Source organism: Streptomyces sp. CA-251387 (genome assembly GCF_050936625.1).
Classification (GTDB): Bacteria; Actinomycetota; Actinomycetes; order Streptomycetales; family Streptomycetaceae; genus Streptomyces.
The window spans coordinates 1,208,761-1,223,926 of sequence record NZ_JBNJMJ010000001.1 but is presented as its reverse complement, the minus strand read 5'-3'; the positions used below and the strand labels follow the sequence as shown (position 1 = coordinate 1,223,926).

Annotated in this window: 13 protein-coding genes; 4 read left to right on the top strand and 9 right to left on the bottom strand. The window is 70.7% G+C overall.

The window, feature by feature from the left end; genetic code table 11:
* The first annotated feature begins 202 nt into the window (after positions 1–202).
* Complete coding sequence (locus tag ACQEV2_RS05320; RefSeq protein WP_433037038.1) at positions 203–1,180, top strand: ABC transporter substrate-binding protein; 978 nt, start codon at positions 203–205, stop codon at positions 1,178–1,180.
* 60 nt (positions 1,181–1,240) lie between these two features.
* On the opposite strand, the gene ACQEV2_RS05315 is transcribed toward ACQEV2_RS05320, so the two are convergent.
* The gene (locus ACQEV2_RS05315; RefSeq protein ID WP_433037036.1) at positions 1,241–1,873 is read right to left on the bottom strand and encodes a DedA family protein; all 633 of its coding nucleotides are present in this window, start codon (positions 1,871–1,873) and stop codon (positions 1,241–1,243) included.
* Positions 1,874–2,127: 254 nt separating this feature from the next.
* A complete protein-coding gene (locus tag ACQEV2_RS05310) occupies positions 2,128–2,505 on the bottom strand; it encodes a hypothetical protein (protein WP_433037034.1) in 378 nt (125 codons plus the stop codon).
* Between the two features lie 302 nt (positions 2,506–2,807).
* Here ACQEV2_RS05310 and ACQEV2_RS05305 point away from each other — a divergent pair, with 302 nt between their 5' ends.
* A complete protein-coding gene (locus tag ACQEV2_RS05305; RefSeq protein WP_433054215.1) occupies positions 2,808–3,647 on the top strand; it encodes an endonuclease/exonuclease/phosphatase family protein in 840 nt (279 codons plus the stop codon).
* On the opposite strand, the gene exaC is transcribed toward ACQEV2_RS05305, so the two are convergent.
* The 6 genes from exaC to xylB form a co-directional block, all read right to left on the bottom strand.
* Complete coding sequence (gene exaC, locus ACQEV2_RS05300; RefSeq protein ID WP_433037032.1) at positions 3,644–5,167, bottom strand: acetaldehyde dehydrogenase ExaC; 1,524 nt, start codon at positions 5,165–5,167, stop codon at positions 3,644–3,646. The two genes, ACQEV2_RS05305 and exaC, sit on opposite strands and share 4 nt — an antisense overlap.
* Positions 5,168–5,392: 225 nt before the next feature.
* The gene (locus tag ACQEV2_RS05295) at positions 5,393–6,706 is read right to left on the bottom strand and encodes a GAF domain-containing protein (RefSeq protein ID WP_433037030.1); all 1,314 of its coding nucleotides are present in this window, start codon (positions 6,704–6,706) and stop codon (positions 5,393–5,395) included.
* Positions 6,707–6,789: 83 nt separating this feature from the next.
* Positions 6,790–7,389, bottom strand: coding sequence for an N-acetylmuramoyl-L-alanine amidase (locus tag ACQEV2_RS05290; protein WP_433037028.1), 600 nt, complete (start codon positions 7,387–7,389; stop codon positions 6,790–6,792).
* Between the two features lie 74 nt (positions 7,390–7,463).
* Positions 7,464–8,474 (bottom strand): acetamidase/formamidase family protein, encoded by a 1,011-nt coding sequence (locus ACQEV2_RS05285; protein WP_433037026.1) that lies wholly within the window; start codon positions 8,472–8,474, stop codon positions 7,464–7,466.
* Between the two features lie 257 nt (positions 8,475–8,731).
* Complete coding sequence (locus tag ACQEV2_RS05280; protein ID WP_433037024.1) at positions 8,732–9,940, bottom strand: ROK family protein; 1,209 nt, start codon at positions 9,938–9,940, stop codon at positions 8,732–8,734.
* 15 nt (positions 9,941–9,955) lie between these two features.
* Positions 9,956–11,401 carry a xylulokinase gene (gene xylB, locus ACQEV2_RS05275; protein WP_433037022.1) on the bottom strand — a complete coding sequence of 482 codons (1,446 nt, stop codon included), beginning with the start codon at positions 11,399–11,401 and terminating at the stop codon, positions 9,956–9,958.
* Positions 11,402–11,595: 194 nt separating this feature from the next.
* Between xylB and xylA the strand changes: the two genes are divergently transcribed.
* Both xylA and ACQEV2_RS05265 read left to right on the top strand, forming a co-directional pair.
* Positions 11,596–12,762 (top strand): xylose isomerase, encoded by a 1,167-nt coding sequence (gene xylA / locus ACQEV2_RS05270; RefSeq protein ID WP_433037020.1) that lies wholly within the window; start codon positions 11,596–11,598, stop codon positions 12,760–12,762.
* 464 nt (positions 12,763–13,226) lie between these two features.
* A complete protein-coding gene (locus ACQEV2_RS05265) occupies positions 13,227–13,478 on the top strand; it encodes a hypothetical protein (protein ID WP_433054212.1) in 252 nt (83 codons plus the stop codon).
* 140 nt (positions 13,479–13,618) lie between these two features.
* Here the strand turns inward: ACQEV2_RS05265 and ACQEV2_RS05260 are convergent, their stop codons facing one another.
* Complete coding sequence (locus tag ACQEV2_RS05260; protein ID WP_433037018.1) at positions 13,619–14,968, bottom strand: esterase-like activity of phytase family protein; 1,350 nt, start codon at positions 14,966–14,968, stop codon at positions 13,619–13,621.
* Between the last annotated feature and the right edge of the window lie 198 nt (positions 14,969–15,166).

Sequence of the window (15,166 nt, the reverse complement as noted above, 5' to 3'; positions counted from 1 at the left end):
GCAGCGTCAAGAGGTTTCGAACAATGTCCGACGAGTCGAACGAGGTCATTCTCGGGCCTGTTGGAACTTCCTTCGGTTCGAGGGACTGACAGGCGGAAGCTGGGTGTGTACGTTTCAGGCGTCAACAATCTGCACAACGTCCGCCAGGTCTTTCGGCTCGCACACCTCGTTTCTCACCAGCGTTTCTCAGCAGGAGGAGCCCATGCAAAGGCGCGTGTTCGGGCTTGTCGCAGCGGCGGTGGTCGTCGTGGGCCTCGCGGGGTGTGGCTCGTCGGACTCCGGCGGCGGTGCCGGGTCATCCTCCGGAGAGAGCGGAAAGACGCAGGTCACGATCGGCGTCGTACCCATCGTGGACGTGGCGCCGCTCTATCTGGGGCAGAAGAAGGGCTTCTTCGGCAGTCGCGGCCTCGATCTGAAGATGGTCGGTGCCCAGGGTGGCGCGGCGATCATTCCCGGTGTGGTGAGCGGGCAGTTCCAGTTCGGCTTCAGCAACACGACCTCCCTGATGCTGGCCCAGACGAAGGGCGTTCCCGTGAAGTCCGTGGCGAACGGGGCGGCCTCCAACGGCAAGGTCGGCGGCGACGTCACCGGCGTGGCCGTCAAGAAGGACAGCCCGGTCAAGTCGGCGAAGGACCTCGCCGGCCGGACGGTGGCGGTCAACACCCTCCAGAACATCGGCGACACGACCGTTCGCGAATCCGTACGCAAGGCCGGCGGCGACCCCTCGAAGGTCGAGTTCGTGGAGATACCGTTCGACCAGATGCCGGCCGCGCTGGACGACGGGCGCGTGGACGCCGCCTGGATGGGCGAGCCGGCGATGACGATCGCCAAGGCGCAGGGTGCCCGCGTGGTGGCGTCGCCGTTCGCCGAGACCGACCCGAAGCTCACCGTGGCGACGTACTTCACCTCCGCGAAGTTGGCGCAGGAGAACCCCTCGCTGGTGAAGAAGTTCGCCGAGGCGATGACCGAATCGCTGCGGTACGCCTCCGAGCACCCCGACGAGGCGCGCCGGATCCTCACCACCTACACCAAGATCAGCGATGACGTCATCGACGACCTCACCCTCCCCAGCTGGCCGGCCGAGGTCGACATGGCGTCGCTGGAGAAGCTGGCCTCGCTGGGGGAGGAGGACGGGATCTTCGGGGAGAAGAGGCCGGATGTGGGCGCGCTGTTCTCCTGACGTGCTTGAAGGGCCGCCGAGGCGAGGTGCTGAGGAGACGGGGCGCGGAGGCGATGCGCGTCAGCGATCGCGCCGCGCGCGTCGTGCCTCGGTCAGCAGCGGCAGCAGGGGCAGCAGCGAGATCACGACGACTGCGGCGACCAGCGGCAGCAGGAAGTCGTCGATGTCGGGGACGGAGGTCCCGAGCGTGTAACCGGCCAGGACGAGGCCCTGCGACCAGAGCAGGCCGCCGACGATCTGCCAGACGGTGAAGCTCCGGGTGGGCACGCCGAGGGCTCCGGCCGCCGGGTGCAGGACCGTCCGCACCATCGGGACGAAACGGCCGATCACCAGGGCTTTGCCGTAGCCGTAGCGGGCCAGGAGCTTCTCGGCCCGCGCCGCCGTCTCCCGTACGCGCCGTCTCTCGGTGCGGGCCAGCAGGGCCCGCCCGCCGTGCCGCCCGATCAGGAACCCGACCTGGGCACCCGCCACGGCGCCGACGGCCGCGCACAGCAGCACCTGCCACAGCACCAGCCGTGGCGCCTGCTCGGCAGATCCCGCGCACAGCACGCCGGCCGGGAACAGCAGCGTGTCACCGGGCAGGAAGAAGCCCACGACCAGCAGACCCGACTCCGCGAAGATCACCACGAGGACACCGAGGGCACCGAAGGTCGCCAGCACCGAGGCGCCGTCCATCGGGTTGACGGCGATCATCGCCCTCACCTCCCGGCCGTCCTCGTCGGGTCCCCCCTCATAAGCATCCCGTGCACGTGAGGTCGGCGCCTGTCCCGGCCGCGCCGGCCGTGGGGATGGGGTGGGAGCAGCCTGTCCGGGCTGCGCCGGGTGGGGGCGGGGTGAAAGCGGGGCCGGGGCTGGGCCAGACGGTCAGGGTCGGCGCATGGGAAAAGCCCCGCCCCACACCGTGAGCATCACGGTGCGGGGCAGGGAATGAAGGCGCGGCCCAGTCGTCAGCGGCCGGTGGGCTGGTCGAAAATGGACCCGGCCTGGTTGAAATCAGCGGCACTCTGGTCGGAACCAGACGCGCTCTGGTCGAGACCAGAGGCGCCCTGATCGGAGCCGGCTGCACCTTGGTCGAAGCCAGAGGTGGCCTGATCGGAGTCGGCCGCACCTTGGTCGAAGCCAGAGGCACCCTGGTCGGAATCCGATGCGCTCTGGTCGAAACCAGGGGCACCCTTGCCGAAATCGGACGCAGCGGGAGCCTTGCTCCCGAAATCAACTCCAAAACCACTCAAATCGTCGTTGTCGTAGGCAAGGGCCTGGCCCGCGCCTCCGAGCAGAACAGTCCCGGCGAGAGCGATGGCGGCCAGCACGGCAGGTGCACGCATGAGCGTCTCCTTCGGTTGGTGTGTGGTCGCCAGAGGTATGCCGCCGGCCCCCGTGCGAGAAGCGCTGACGTGCACACAAGCACCCGAATAGGCGGCGCGCATGCCGCTACTCGCACCGCTCCCGGTCGGCCGGAAGAGGCGCCGGACCCGACCCAGGTCGCCCGATTGCCGCATCGGGCATGACAGGCCCAGGGATGGTGCGGGAGTTGGACCGGCCGGTGCCCATTCCATGGACTGAGCCCCGTCCCATAACCTCGTGCTTGGAGACGTCGGATGCCCTACGTATCCACTTCGAGGAGGCGATAGTGCTCGGAAGGGGCACGCGGTTGTTCGCGGGCGCCATGACCGTGGTCTGGATGGTGCTCGTCGGCCCCAGTGCACCGAGCGGTGTCCTCCACGCCGGGTCCCAGTCCGCCGAAGCCGTCAGGGATGTCGTACCGAACCGGGTCCTGACGTGGAACATCTGCAACCCCTGCGAGACGAGCAGCGTCGACCGGGCGGCGGAGATCGCCACGTTTGCGCCCGAGGTCATCGGCCTGCAAGAAGCGTGCGTGCGTGATGTCGAAAGGACCCGGGACTATCTGGAGAGCCGATACGGGCTCGTGTACCACGTCGAATACGGGACGGTTCTTCGGAGTTGGGGCCGCTGCGGGGGAGTGCCGTGGAGTCCCGGGGCCTACGGCCAGGCGGTCCTCTCGGCGGCACCGATGACCGATCCCGTCAGCGTGGACTACCCCGACGGCGGATCCGAGGACCGTGGGTACATGGCAGTCACCACCACTGTGGGCGGCCGGCTCGTCCGGGTCTTCAACACACATCTCGCCCACCGACGTCAAGAGGCAGTCCGAGCAGACCAGGTCGCCGTACTCGCCGCAGACGTCGCCCGGCACGAGCGCGCCATCGTTCTCGGCGACTTCAACGCCGTGCCGGACGCCTCCGAACTCAGCGGGATCTGGGCGCTGGCCGAGGACACAGACCCCCAGTGCCGTCCCTCGGCCACCGCCGGCTGCGAGCCGACCACCGACTGGCAGACCAAGTTCGACTACATCTTCCTGCGTGGGTTCGTCCCGCTCGAGCACCATGTGCAGCCGACCCCGTACTCGGACCACCACATACTGCACACCGACGTGGAAGCCTCTTAGAAGAAGCCCAGCTTCTTCGGCGAGTACGACACCAGCAGGTTCTTGGTCTGCTGATAGTGCTCCAGCATCATCTTGTGCGTCTCACGGCCGATCCCCGAGCCCTTGTAGCCGCCGAACGCCGCATGCGCCGGGTAGGCGTGGTAGCAGTTCGTCCACACGCGGCCCGCCTGGATCGCGCGGCCCGCGCGGTACGCGGTGTTGATGTCCCGCGTCCACACGCCGGCGCCGAGGCCGTACAGCGTGTCGTTGGCGATCTTGACGGCGTCGTCGAAGTCGTCGAAGGACGTCACGGAGACGACCGGCCCGAAGATCTCCTCCTGGAAGATCCGCATGCGGTTGTCGCCCTCGAAGATGGTTGGCTGGACGTAGTAGCCGCCCTTCAACTCGCCCTCGTGCTCGATACGTTCGCCGCCCGTGAGGACCCTCGCGCCTTCCTGCCGGCCGATGTCCAGGTAGGAGAGGATCTTCTCCAGCTGGTCGTTGGAGGCCTGTGCACCGATCATGGTGTCCGTGTCCAGCGGGTGACCGGTCTTGATCTGTTCGGTACGGGCGATCGCCGCCTCCATGAACTCGGCGTAGTTGCCCCGCTGCACCAGCGCCCGGGACGGGCAGGTGCACACCTCGCCCTGGTTGAGCGCGAACATCGTGAAGCCCTCGAGTGCCTTGTCCCGGAAGTCGTCGTTCGCCGCCCAGACGTCGTCGAAGAAGATGTTCGGGGACTTGCCGCCGAGTTCGAGGGTGACCGGGGTGATGTTCTCCGAGGCGTACTGCATGATCAGCCGGCCGGTCGTGGTCTCCCCGGTGAACGCCACTTTGGCCACCCTCGGGCTGGACGCCAGCGGCTTGCCCGCCTCCACGCCGAAGCCGTTGACGATGTTGACGACGCCGGGCGGAAGCAGATCGGCGACCAGGCCGATCCAGTAGTGGATGGACGCCGGGGTCTGCTCGGCCGGCTTGAGCACGACCGCGTTGCCCGCGGCCAGTGCCGGGGCGAGCTTCCACGTCGCCATGAGGATCGGGAAGTTCCACGGGATGATCTGCGCGACCACGCCGAGCGGCTCGTGGAAGTGGTACGCCACCGTGTCGTCGTCGACCTCGCCGAGCGAGCCCTCCTGGGCGCGGATCGCTCCCGCGAAGTAGCGGAAGTGGTCGATGGCCAGCGGAATGTCGGCGGCCAGCGTCTCCCGCACCGGCTTTCCGTTCTCCCAGCTCTCGGCGACCGCCAGCCGCTCCAGGTTCGCCTCCATCCGGTCGGCGATCTTGAGCAGGATGCCGGCGCGCTCGGTCACCGAGGTCCGGCCCCACGCGGGGGCGGCCGCGTGCGCCGCGTCCAGCGCCCGCTCCACGTCCTCCGTCGTGCCCCGCGCGATCTCGGTGAACGGCTGCCCGTTCACCGGTGACGGGTTCTCGAAGTACTGCCCCCGGATCGGCGGCACGTACTCCCCGCCGATGAAGTGGTCGTAGCGCGCCTGGTAGGAGACGATCGCACCCTCGGTGCCGGGCGCCGCGTAACGGGTCATACTCCTGTGCCTCCCGAAGAAGCGCTGCCCGCCGTTGGGCAGCTCTCGGCGCGAGGCTAGGGACGGCGACGTTGCAAGTACGTTGCGCGGGCCGGGGGCCATCAGGGCTCCGAGGGCCCTGGTCGTCAGTGCCCTGCGGGTCCTGTCAGTGCCCCCAGGGTCCGGTCAGCGCCCCGAGGGTCCTGTCAGCGCGCCGAGCGTCCTGTCACTGCCCCTGGGGCCCGGTCAGCGCGCCGGGCGGTGTTCCCACGTGGGCGGCGCCGACAGCTCGGACTCCAGCGCGGCCAGCCGTGACCGCACCGCCGCCGTCGGGCGCACCGCAGCGAGTGCCCGCCATACGTCGAGGTCGTCCTCGCCCCACGGCGCGTGCGCCCAGTCGGCCAGCAGGTCGGGGTCGCGGCGGGCGATGAGCGCCGTCCGCAGGCCGTCGGCCAGGCGCCGCCTGAGCCGCACCACCGCCGGTGCCCGGGAACCGGGCAGCAACGGACCGGAGTACGCCGTGGCCGCGGCCGTGACCGCCCCCGTCTCCAGGCGGCGTTCGACGGCCGCCACGTCCGACTCGACGGGCACCGTGAGCCGGTACGGCCGCGAGGCGAGCAGTCCGGGGCCGAGTGTCCGGCGCAGGCGGGCCAGCTCGGCGCGCAGCGTCACCGGCGTCACCGACTCGTCCTCGTACAACGCGCACAGCAACTCGTCCCCGGTCAGCCCCTCCGGGTGGCGGGCCAGCAGCACCAGGATCTCGCTGTGCCGGCGACTGAGCCTGACCCGGCGGCCGCCCATGAGCAACTGCGCATCGTCACGGCCCAGCGCGATCAGCTCGGGCGTGCCGGCAGCGGGCACCGGCGGGGCGAGCAGCGCCAGGTGGGACTCCGCGGCACGCGCCACCGCCTGCACGAAGCCCAGGCTGTGCGGATGCGCGAGCCCGTCCCCGCCGGTGATGTCCACCGCCCCGAGTACCCGCCCGGTCCGCGGATCGTGCACCGGCGCCGCCGCACAGGTCCACGGCTGCACCTGGCGGATGAAGTGCTCGGCGGCGAACACCTGCACCGGCCGGTCCACGGCGACCGCCGTGCCCGGTGCGTTGGTCCCGACCGCGGTCTCCGCCCACCGCGCACCCGGCACGAAGTTCATCAGCCCCGCCCGGCGCCGAGTCGTGGCATGACCTTCCACCCACAGCAGTCTGCCGTGCGCGTCGCACACCGCGAGCAGGTGCTCCCCGTCGGCGGCGAACGTGCCGAGCAGCTCCCGGAACAACGGCATCACCGGCGCCAGCGGATGCTCCGCGCGATAGGCGCCGAGCTCTCCGTCCGCCAACTCCACACTCGCGACGCCGTCCGGACCGACGCCGGCCCGCGCGGAACGCCGCCACGAGTCGGCCACCACGGCACGCACCGGCTTCGGCACGGTCCCCACCTCGGTGAACGTCTCATGCGCACGACGCAGCACCCGTACACGCTCGGCAGGGTCGGCCCCCGGTTCCAGGGCCACCCACGGATCCGTCAACTCGGCCTCCCCGGACGGCGATGCGTCTGGGGACATCGTCACTCCGGGTACGTGCGCGGACAACCTTTTCGACGGTCGACACCCGAACGGTGGGCACACCGGCGCAGACGTGCGAGCCCTCAGGCGAGATTGACCAGTCGTATGTAGCGGGTCCAGTCCCAGTGCGGGCCAGGATCGGTGTGGTCCGTGCCCGGCACCTCGTAGTGCCCGATGATGTGCGCACGGTCCTTCGGTATGCCGTGTCTGGCGCAGATCGCCGCCGTGAGTCGGGCGGACTTCTCGTACAGGACGTCGGTGAAGTAGCCGGGACTGTCCACCCAGCCCTCGTGCTCGATGCCGACGCTGCGCGTGTTGTGGTCCCAGTCTCCGGCGTGCCAGGCGATGTCGGCCTCGCGCACGCACTGGGACACGTGTCCGTCGGCCGACCGGACGACGTAGTGGGCGGACACCTTCTTCTCGGGGTTCTGGAAGACCAGCAGGGTCTTGCGGTAGGAGGTCTGGGTCACGTGGATGATCACCTGGTCCACGGGGTGGGTCGTGGGGCGGTCGGCCGCGGTGTAGTTGCCGGCGCTCGCCGGCAGCCACTCGGCGAGCGGGTAGTCGGGGCCCGGCGTGTGCGCTCCGGCCCGCCGTGCGGGGAGGAGGCCGTACGGGACGGCGGCGAGGGCGGTTCCTTGGAGGATCCGGCGTCGGCTGAGACGCGGTCTTGCGGATTCCAAAAGGGGATTGCCTTTCAGTAGGGGTTTGCTTGCGGCGAGGAGGTTGCCTTTCGGCTCGTGGTCGGCCGGGACGCTCAGCGCAGAGTCGCCGCCACCTCCCGCAGCCGCGCATGCACTCCGCGGTGCGTCTCGTGTGGGGGCAGCCACTGCTTGCGGATCTTGGCCACGCACGTGTAGTTGGTGTCGCACACATTGGCCAGCGGCGACTCGACTGCCTGGGTCGCGAACTGGTAGGCGTCCAGCTCACTGAACCCGTAGTCGCGTACCAGCCACTGCACCAGGTCCAGCTGGGATATCCGGAACGCGTCCTCCAGCGGCCGGGCCGAACCCGTCGAGATGAGGTGCGTGTCCGACTCGATGCGCGGCCAGGGTGTGGCGAGACCCTTGAGCAGCTCGACGATCACCACGGTGTTCATCGCGCACTCGACCGCGACTCCACAGGTCTCGCCCTCGCCCTGCCGGGCGTGTCCGTCGCCGAGGCTGAGCAGCGCGCCCTCGACGTTCACCCCGAGATAGCAGGTGACGCCGGCCCGCATCTCCGGCGTGTCCATGTTCCCGCCGTGCGCGTCGGGCACCAGGGCCGAGCGCACCTCCAGATTGGCCGGTGCCACCCCGACGGTGCCGTGCATCGGGTCCATGGGCAGTTCGGCCTCGATGTCGCTGTCGTGCGCCCGGAACAGCGCCGTACGCCGCGTCCGGTCGAGCTGCCAGATCCACACCGTCTCCGGCAGGGGTGGTTGCAGCGTGGCCGTGGTGTGCGTCGAGGTGAGCGCGCCGAACAGCGGGACGGTGGTCGACGCGGCCCAGTCCCGAGCCGGTTCGATCGACACGAAGTGCACGGCGACCGTGTCACCCGGTTCGGCGCCCTCGATGTGGAAGGGGCCGGTCTGCGGGTTGAGGTAGGGGAATTCGCACACCTCGGACACCAGGTCCTTCTCCGACCGCACCCGTCCCGCGAAGCAGTCCTCCGTGTACAGGTCGAGGACCGTGCCGGGTGCGATGCGCGCCACGGGCGGCGCGCCGCCGAACGTCCAGGCGTACTCGCCGGGCTCGGGCCGCACGGTCAGGATCCGGGGGTCGCTCATCGCCGCACCCCTGCTGCAGTTTCCCTCGACATGTGAATCCCCCTCTTCTTCACGGTGGTGAGCTGCCTCGACGTCCCTGGCACGATGGCCGTGCCTCGCGTGAATCACGGTACGGGGCAGGCAGGTCGGTCAGAAGGGCATGCCGTTTTTCCGTGGACAGCGGCGGGATTGTGGATAACTCGCTCACTCGAACGGGTGGGGTGGCCCGGCTCGGAGCAGCGGGGAAACCCCGAACGATCGCCGAACTCGGCCTGGAATCAGGCCCGTTCCGCCACTGCTGCCGGATCGTCGAGGACGGCTCGCACCACCGAGTGCGCGGCCCCCAGCAACGGACCCTCGGGACCCAGCCGCGACACGGACACCGGACAGGCGGGCCCCGCGGTGCGTCGGTCCAACTCGGCCTCCAGCGACGGCAGCAGCCAGGGCGCCAGCCCTGCCAGGGCTCCGCCCAGCACCACGCTCTCGGGGTCGAGCAGATTGACCGCGCCGGTCAGTGCGATACCGAGCGCTGTTCCCGCGTCGCGCAAGGCCCGCCGTACGTCCTCGTCGCCCCCGGCGGCCCGCTCGGCGAGCAGCCCGACGCGGTCCTCGCCCGGCTCCAGTCCGGCCGCACGCAGCACCGCCTCCTCACCGGCGTACTGCTCCAGGCATCCGCGCCCCCCGCACGGGCAGTCGGGCCCGTCCGGCCGGACGGGCACGTGCCCCAACTCGCCGGCGAAACCGCGTGTTCCGTGCAGCAGCCCTCCGTCCACCACGACCGCCGCGCCGATGCCGATCTCCGCCGACACATGCAGGAAGTCACGCGGGGTGCCGTCGCCCAGCCAGAGTTCGGCGAGCGCGCCGAAGTTGGCCTCGTTGCCCACGGTCAGTGGGAAGTCCACGGGCAGCAGACCGCCGAGATCCGTGTCGCGCCAGTCGAGGTTCGGTGCGCGGACGACCGTACGGGCGTCCCGGGCCACCAGACCCGGCACGGCGACCGCCAGACCGGCGGCCCACAGTCCCTCGCGCTCGGCCTCGGCGAGCACCCGGCGCACCAGCTCGGTGAGTTCCTCGATCACCGGCTCCGGTGCACGGCCCCGGTTCGCGCCGTACCGCACCGCTCTGGACCGCACCTCGCCGCGCAGATCCACGGCGCAGACGGCGAGATGGTCGACGCCGACCTCGGCGCCGATTCCGGCGGGACCGTGCCCGCTGACGGCCAGCGCCGACCCGGGACGGCCCACCCGGCCGGGCCGCTCGGGGCCGAGCTCCTCCAGCAGCCCCGAGCGGATCAGCTCGTCGACGAGCGTGGACACCGCCGCACGGGTCAGCCCGATGCGGGAGGCCACGGCGGCACGGGAGAGCGTTCCCTCGGCGCTGACGGTGTGCATCACCCGGGCGAGGTTGCGGCGGCGCATGCCCTGCTGGGTGTTGGGCAGCGCGCGCCCGGCGCCGGCCGGGTGGGCCTCGTGCAGCGGTGCGGTCATGCCTGAAGTCAGTCCTCAGTGAGCTTCCGGGCGCCGCTCCAGCAGCGGGGCCGCGTCGGAGAGTACCCCGCTGATCCTGGCGAGCGTCTCCTCGTCCCGCTCCACGGCGTCGAGCACCGGACCCCGTGTGGTGTTCCAGCGCCGGGCGACCGCGGCCGGATCCTCGCCGGTCAGCAGGCCGGCCGCCTGGGCCGCCGCGCCGAGCGCGACCAGCTCCTTGGCCTCGGGCACCTGCACCGGCCGCCCCGACAGCCGTCGTACGGTCTGCTGCCAGGCCGTACCCCGGGCGCCGCCGCCGATCAGCAGCAGCGGGGCCGAGCGGTCCGCGTCGTCGTCCAGGACCAGGTCCAGGGCGCCCAGCAGCGCGTGGACGGCGCCGTCGTAGGCGGCCTGCAGGAGCTGACCGGCGGTCGTGTCGTGGCGCAGGCCGTGCAGGAGGCCGGAGGCGTTCGGCAGGTTCGGGGTGCGTTCGCCGTCCAGGTAGGGCAGGAGGGTGAGACCGGTGGTGGGTTCCACGGCCTCGCGGTCGAGGCCCAGCAGGGTCGCCAGGCGGTCGACGGCGAGCGTGCAGTTCAGAGTGCAGGCCAGCGGCAACCAGTCGCCGTGCGCGTCGGCGAAGCCCGCCACAGTGCCGGTCGGGTCGGCCGGGCGCCGCTTCGAGACCGCGTACACCGTGCCCGACGTGCCGAGGCTCAGCACCGGCGCGCCGGGACGCAGGCCGAGGCCCAGCGCGGCGGCCGCGTTGTCGCCGGTGCCGGGAGCGACCAGGGTGCCCTTGGAGAACGGCAGGTCGTGGCTGTCGCGCACGGTGCCCGCGACCTCACCGGGCCGGACCACACGGGGCAGCAGCGCCGGGTCGAGGCCGACGTGCGCCAGGATCTCCTCGTCGTACGACTCCGTGCCCGATGCCCACCAGCCCGTACCGGAGGCGTCGCCGCGGTCGGTGGTGCCCTGCCCCGTGAGGCGTTCGGTGAGGTAGTCGTGGGGGAGCCGTACGGCCTTGGTGGCCCGGACCGCCTCCGGCTCGTTCTCGCCCAGCCAGGCCCACTTCGTGACCGTGAAGGAGGCGGCCGGGACGGAGCCCGTGCGCTCGGCCCAGAACTTGGCGCCGCCCAGCTCCTCCGTCAGGCGGCGTGCCTGCGGCGCCGAGCGCACGTCGTTCCACAACAGGGCCGGACGGACCGGCTCACCCCCGCCGTCCAGCGTGACCAGGCCGTGCTGCTGTCCGCCGACGGACACGGCGGCGGCCTCGTGCGCGGCGTCGCCGCACTGACGCAGCGCCTCGCACAGGGCGTCCCACCACTGGCGCGGGTCGCTCTCGCGGCCGGCCCCGGAGGACACCGTGTGCGGTGCCTGGCCGCTCGCGACGACCTGCCCGGTCGACGCGTCGACGACCAGCGCCTTGGTGGACTGGGTCGACGTGTCCACGCCGACGACGAGCGGACCCTCGGCTGCTGACATCGGGCTCTCCCTTTTCCGCGGCTCTGCGGGATTCTGACCTGCTGTTTCCAGGGTGCCCGAGGCGCCAGGACCCGGACCTCACCCCTTCGGTGGACATCTTGTCCCTTCCCAGGGACGCGTCGGCATACTAATTTGTAAACCGCCATGACGAAATAGTCGAAGCAAGCAGTCGTCAGCAAGCAAGGAGCCGCGGCATGAGCTACCAGCCCACCCCCGAGGACAGGTTCACCTTCGGCCTGTGGACCGTCGGCTGGCAGGGACGGGACCCCTTCGGCGATGCCACCCGCCGTGCCCTCGACCCGGTCGAGACGGTGCAGCGCCTGGCCGAGCTCGGCGCCTACGGCGTCACCTTCCACGACGACGACCTGATCCCCTTCGGGTCCTCCGACACCGAGCGCGAGGCGCACATCAAGCGCTTCCGTGAGGCTCTCGACGCGACCGGCATGACCGTGCCGATGGCCACCACCAACCTCTTCACGCACCCCGTCTTCAAGGACGGCGCGTTCACCGCCAACGACCGCGACGTGCGCCGCTACGCCCTGCGCAAGACGGTCCGCAACATCGACCTCGCGGTCGAGCTGGGCGCAAAGACGTACGTCGCCTGGGGTGGCCGCGAGGGCGCCGAGTCCGGCGCCGCCAAGGACGTACGTGTCGCCCTGGACCGCATGAAGGAGGCCTTCGACCTCCTCGGCGAGTACGTCACCTCCCAGGGCTACGACCTGAAGTTCGCGATCGAGCCCAAGCCGAACGAGCCGCGCGGCGACATCCTGCTGCCCACCGTCGGCCACGCGCTGGCGTTCATCGAGCGCCTGGAGCGCCCGGAGCTGTACGGCGTCAACCCCGAGGTCGGCCACGAGCAGATGGCCGGGCTCAACTTCCCGCACGGCATCGCGCAGGCCCTGTGGGCGGGCAAGCTCTTCCACATCGACCTCAACGGCCAGTCCGGCATCAAGTACGACCAGGACCTGCGCTTCGGCGCCGGCGACCTGCGTGCCGCCTTCTGGCTGGTCGACCTCCTGGAGAGCGCCGGCTACACGGGGCCCCGCCACTTCGACTTCAAGCCTCCGCGCACCGAGGACCTCGACGGCGTGTGGGCGTCGGCCGCGGGCTGCATGCGCAACTACCTCATCCTGAAGGAGCGTTCGGCCGCCTTCCGGGCCGACCCGGAGGTCCAGGAGGCCCTGCGCGTCTCCCGCCTGGACGAGCTGGCGCAGCCCACGGCGGCGGACGGTCTCAAGGCCCTGCTCGCGGACCGTTCGGCCTTCGAGGAGTTCGACGTCGAGGCGGTCGCCGCGCGCGGGATGGCGTTCGAGCGCCTCGACCAGCTGGCGATGGACCACCTGCTGGGCGCCCGCGGCTGAGGCCACGCGCGCGTGGTGAATCCGCTCTGCCGCGTGTGACTCGCCTGTCGAGAGACCCGGTCACATGCGGCACGGGGTACTGAGCGATCTCCGCGCGGAATGTTCCGGAATCATGCGATCCATGGCAGGAGCTCGTATCAACTCCCTTGTAGGGGTCGCATCCTGACGGATATGAGGCGACTCTGGATGGTATGGCCATGCCGCCCGTACCGCCTCAGCCGCCCGGACCGCCGGGTGACACGCCGCCTCCGGGCGGCGGATTCGGACCGCCTCCTGAAGACCATGGGCCCGGACAGGGGTCAGGGACACCGGGGGGCTACGGCCCCCCTCCGGGAGGCTACGGGCCCCCGGAGGGAGACAGCGGCCCGCCGTCGTACGGTGGTTGGCCGCCACCCGAACCACACTACGGGGGCGGGGGACCGAGGCGGCGGCGGAATCCGCTGTTCATCCTGCTCGCCTTGATCGTGGCCGTCGGAGCCGTCGTGGTCGTGGTTCTGATGGCCTCGGGGAGCGACGACTCGCCCGACGAGAATCCACCGGCCGAGAGCAGCAGCGGCTCGCCCAAGCCGTCCTTCAGCATCCCGACGGAGCTCCCCAGCATGCTGCCGAGTGACTTGCCGACATCACTGCCGTCGGGGTTCCCCACCGAGCTGCCCAGCGGCTTCCCGAGCGGTCTGGAGTCGCTGATTCCGTCACTGGAGGGCGAGCTGCCGTAGTCGCACCGGGCTGGGTATGGACGCGCGGCACGCACGCGTGGCGTTCCGTACCGGCCACGCGTGCGTGCCGCGGACGAGCCAGGCGTCGTGAGCGGCGAGCCAGGCGTCGTGAGCGGCGAACCAGGCGTCGTGAGCGGCTGTCAGATCCCGCGGGGCAGCCGCACATAGATCACCGACGTCTCCACACCGCTGTCGACCAGCCGGCCCTGGGCGTCGAAGGCGCCCGCGCCGTCCGTCATCCCGAAGTCGTTGTCGTTGATGAGCGCCAGCGTGTCGCGGTCCACGCGCGCCACGCCCTCGATCTTCCCGGGCACACCGTCGACCGTGCCCAGGTCGACGACCAGCCTCTTGGAGAGCACCGGCACACCCGCGGCCGCCGGGTCGTCGAGCTGCTCGAGCGACGGCGACGTGGTGTCGTCGTCCCAGGGGCCACCAAGGATGTTCGCCGCGGGCTCCAGCCGCACCAACTGCAGCCGCGCCACCTTGTCCGTGCGCTCCTCGACCAACAGGCGGTTCCCGCCCACGGCCACGACCGACGAGATCTTCAGCTCGGAGGTGTCGTCCTCGCTCGGGTCCACCACGTTCACCGGGTCGAAGCGGTACGCGTACTCCGCGGTGACCGTCTCCTTCTTCGGCGAGAACCGCAGCAGCCGCGTGGTGCGCGATGCCTCCCCGGCGTCCGTGTCCGGCAGGGACAGCGGGCTCTGCACTGCCATTACCAGGTCGCCGCCGGGCAGTTGGGCCAGTCCCTCGAAGCCGCGGTTGACCTTCCGGTGCAGCAGGACGGACGGCAGGGCCTCCACCACCGGGTAGTCCGTGCCAGAGAGGCCGAGCCCCTCGGGCACGTAGCGCGTGAGGACCTTCCCGCGCGCGGAGACGTGCACGAGCGAGGGCCCGTACTCGTCGACGAGCCAGAAACTCCCGTCGGCGGCCCGCACGATGCCCTCCGTGTCCAGCCCGTTCGGGTTGTACGTCAGAGCAGTCCGCGCGTCGTACGAGTACGGCGCCTCGTCGCGCCCCTGCTGGTTCGGCAGCCCGGTGACCGGCTTTCCGGACGCGGTCGTGATCGGGATCGCGTCCAGGACCCTGACGGTGCCTTCCGATACCCGGATCTTCACGATCGCCGGATCGAAGCCCGGCACGGGGAACGTGCGGCGCTTCGTACCGTCCACCTTGATCTGGCCGTTGGGGCCACGGTCGGTGACCGTCCAGAACTCGCCCTTACGGCCTGTCGGATAGATGTCGCTGCCGATGCCGCCGAGGTCCACGCCTCGATCGTCGTCCACGGAGCCGGGCAGCAGCGCGTTGCTGAACGCGCCTAGGGGGATGTCGCCGAGCGTCGCCGTGCGCACGACACGCGGGTTGCCGTCCGCGTCCCCGGCACCGGCGGCGGGCCCGGCGGCGGTCACCAGCGCCGCGATCACGGCGAGGGGTACGCCCCCGGCGACGAAACGGTGGGCGCGGCTCCGGCCGGTGGCATACGGGGACATCGGGCCTCCTGAGGACCAAGTTCACTGACAGCGGTCAGAGTTGGAGCCCGCGCGGAACGCCGTACGACTAAGAGGTGAACGCAGGACGACGGGCGCTCGTCGAGCCGACTTCCGAGTGCTGAGGGAGCGCCTGGGAGAATCGTGCGCATGACACGAGACGGCGGGGCAGGCGCGGCCCGGGCACTCGGCGAAGAGAAG

Bases quoted from the DNA above. Each gene is read 5' to 3' on its own strand.
- ACQEV2_RS05320 (WP_433037038.1), top strand. From the start codon at position 203: ATGCAAAGGCGCGTGTTCGGGCTTGTCGCAGCGGCGGTGGTCGTCGTG.
- ACQEV2_RS05315 (WP_433037036.1), bottom strand. From the start codon at position 1,873: ATGATCGCCGTCAACCCGATGGACGGCGCCTCGGTGCTGGCGACCTTC.
- ACQEV2_RS05310 (WP_433037034.1), bottom strand. From the start codon at position 2,505: ATGCGTGCACCTGCCGTGCTGGCCGCCATCGCTCTCGCCGGGACTGTT.
- exaC (WP_433037032.1), bottom strand. From the start codon at position 5,167: ATGACCCGTTACGCGGCGCCCGGCACCGAGGGTGCGATCGTCTCCTAC.
- ACQEV2_RS05295 (WP_433037030.1), bottom strand. From the start codon at position 6,706: ATGTCCCCAGACGCATCGCCGTCCGGGGAGGCCGAGTTGACGGATCCG.
- ACQEV2_RS05285 (WP_433037026.1), bottom strand. From the start codon at position 8,474: ATGAGCGACCCCCGGATCCTGACCGTGCGGCCCGAGCCCGGCGAGTAC.
- ACQEV2_RS05280 (WP_433037024.1), bottom strand. From the start codon at position 9,940: ATGACCGCACCGCTGCACGAGGCCCACCCGGCCGGCGCCGGGCGCGCG.
- xylB (WP_433037022.1), bottom strand. From the start codon at position 11,401: ATGTCAGCAGCCGAGGGTCCGCTCGTCGTCGGCGTGGACACGTCGACC.
- xylA (WP_433037020.1), top strand. From the start codon at position 11,596: ATGAGCTACCAGCCCACCCCCGAGGACAGGTTCACCTTCGGCCTGTGG.
- ACQEV2_RS05260 (WP_433037018.1), bottom strand. From the start codon at position 14,968: ATGTCCCCGTATGCCACCGGCCGGAGCCGCGCCCACCGTTTCGTCGCC.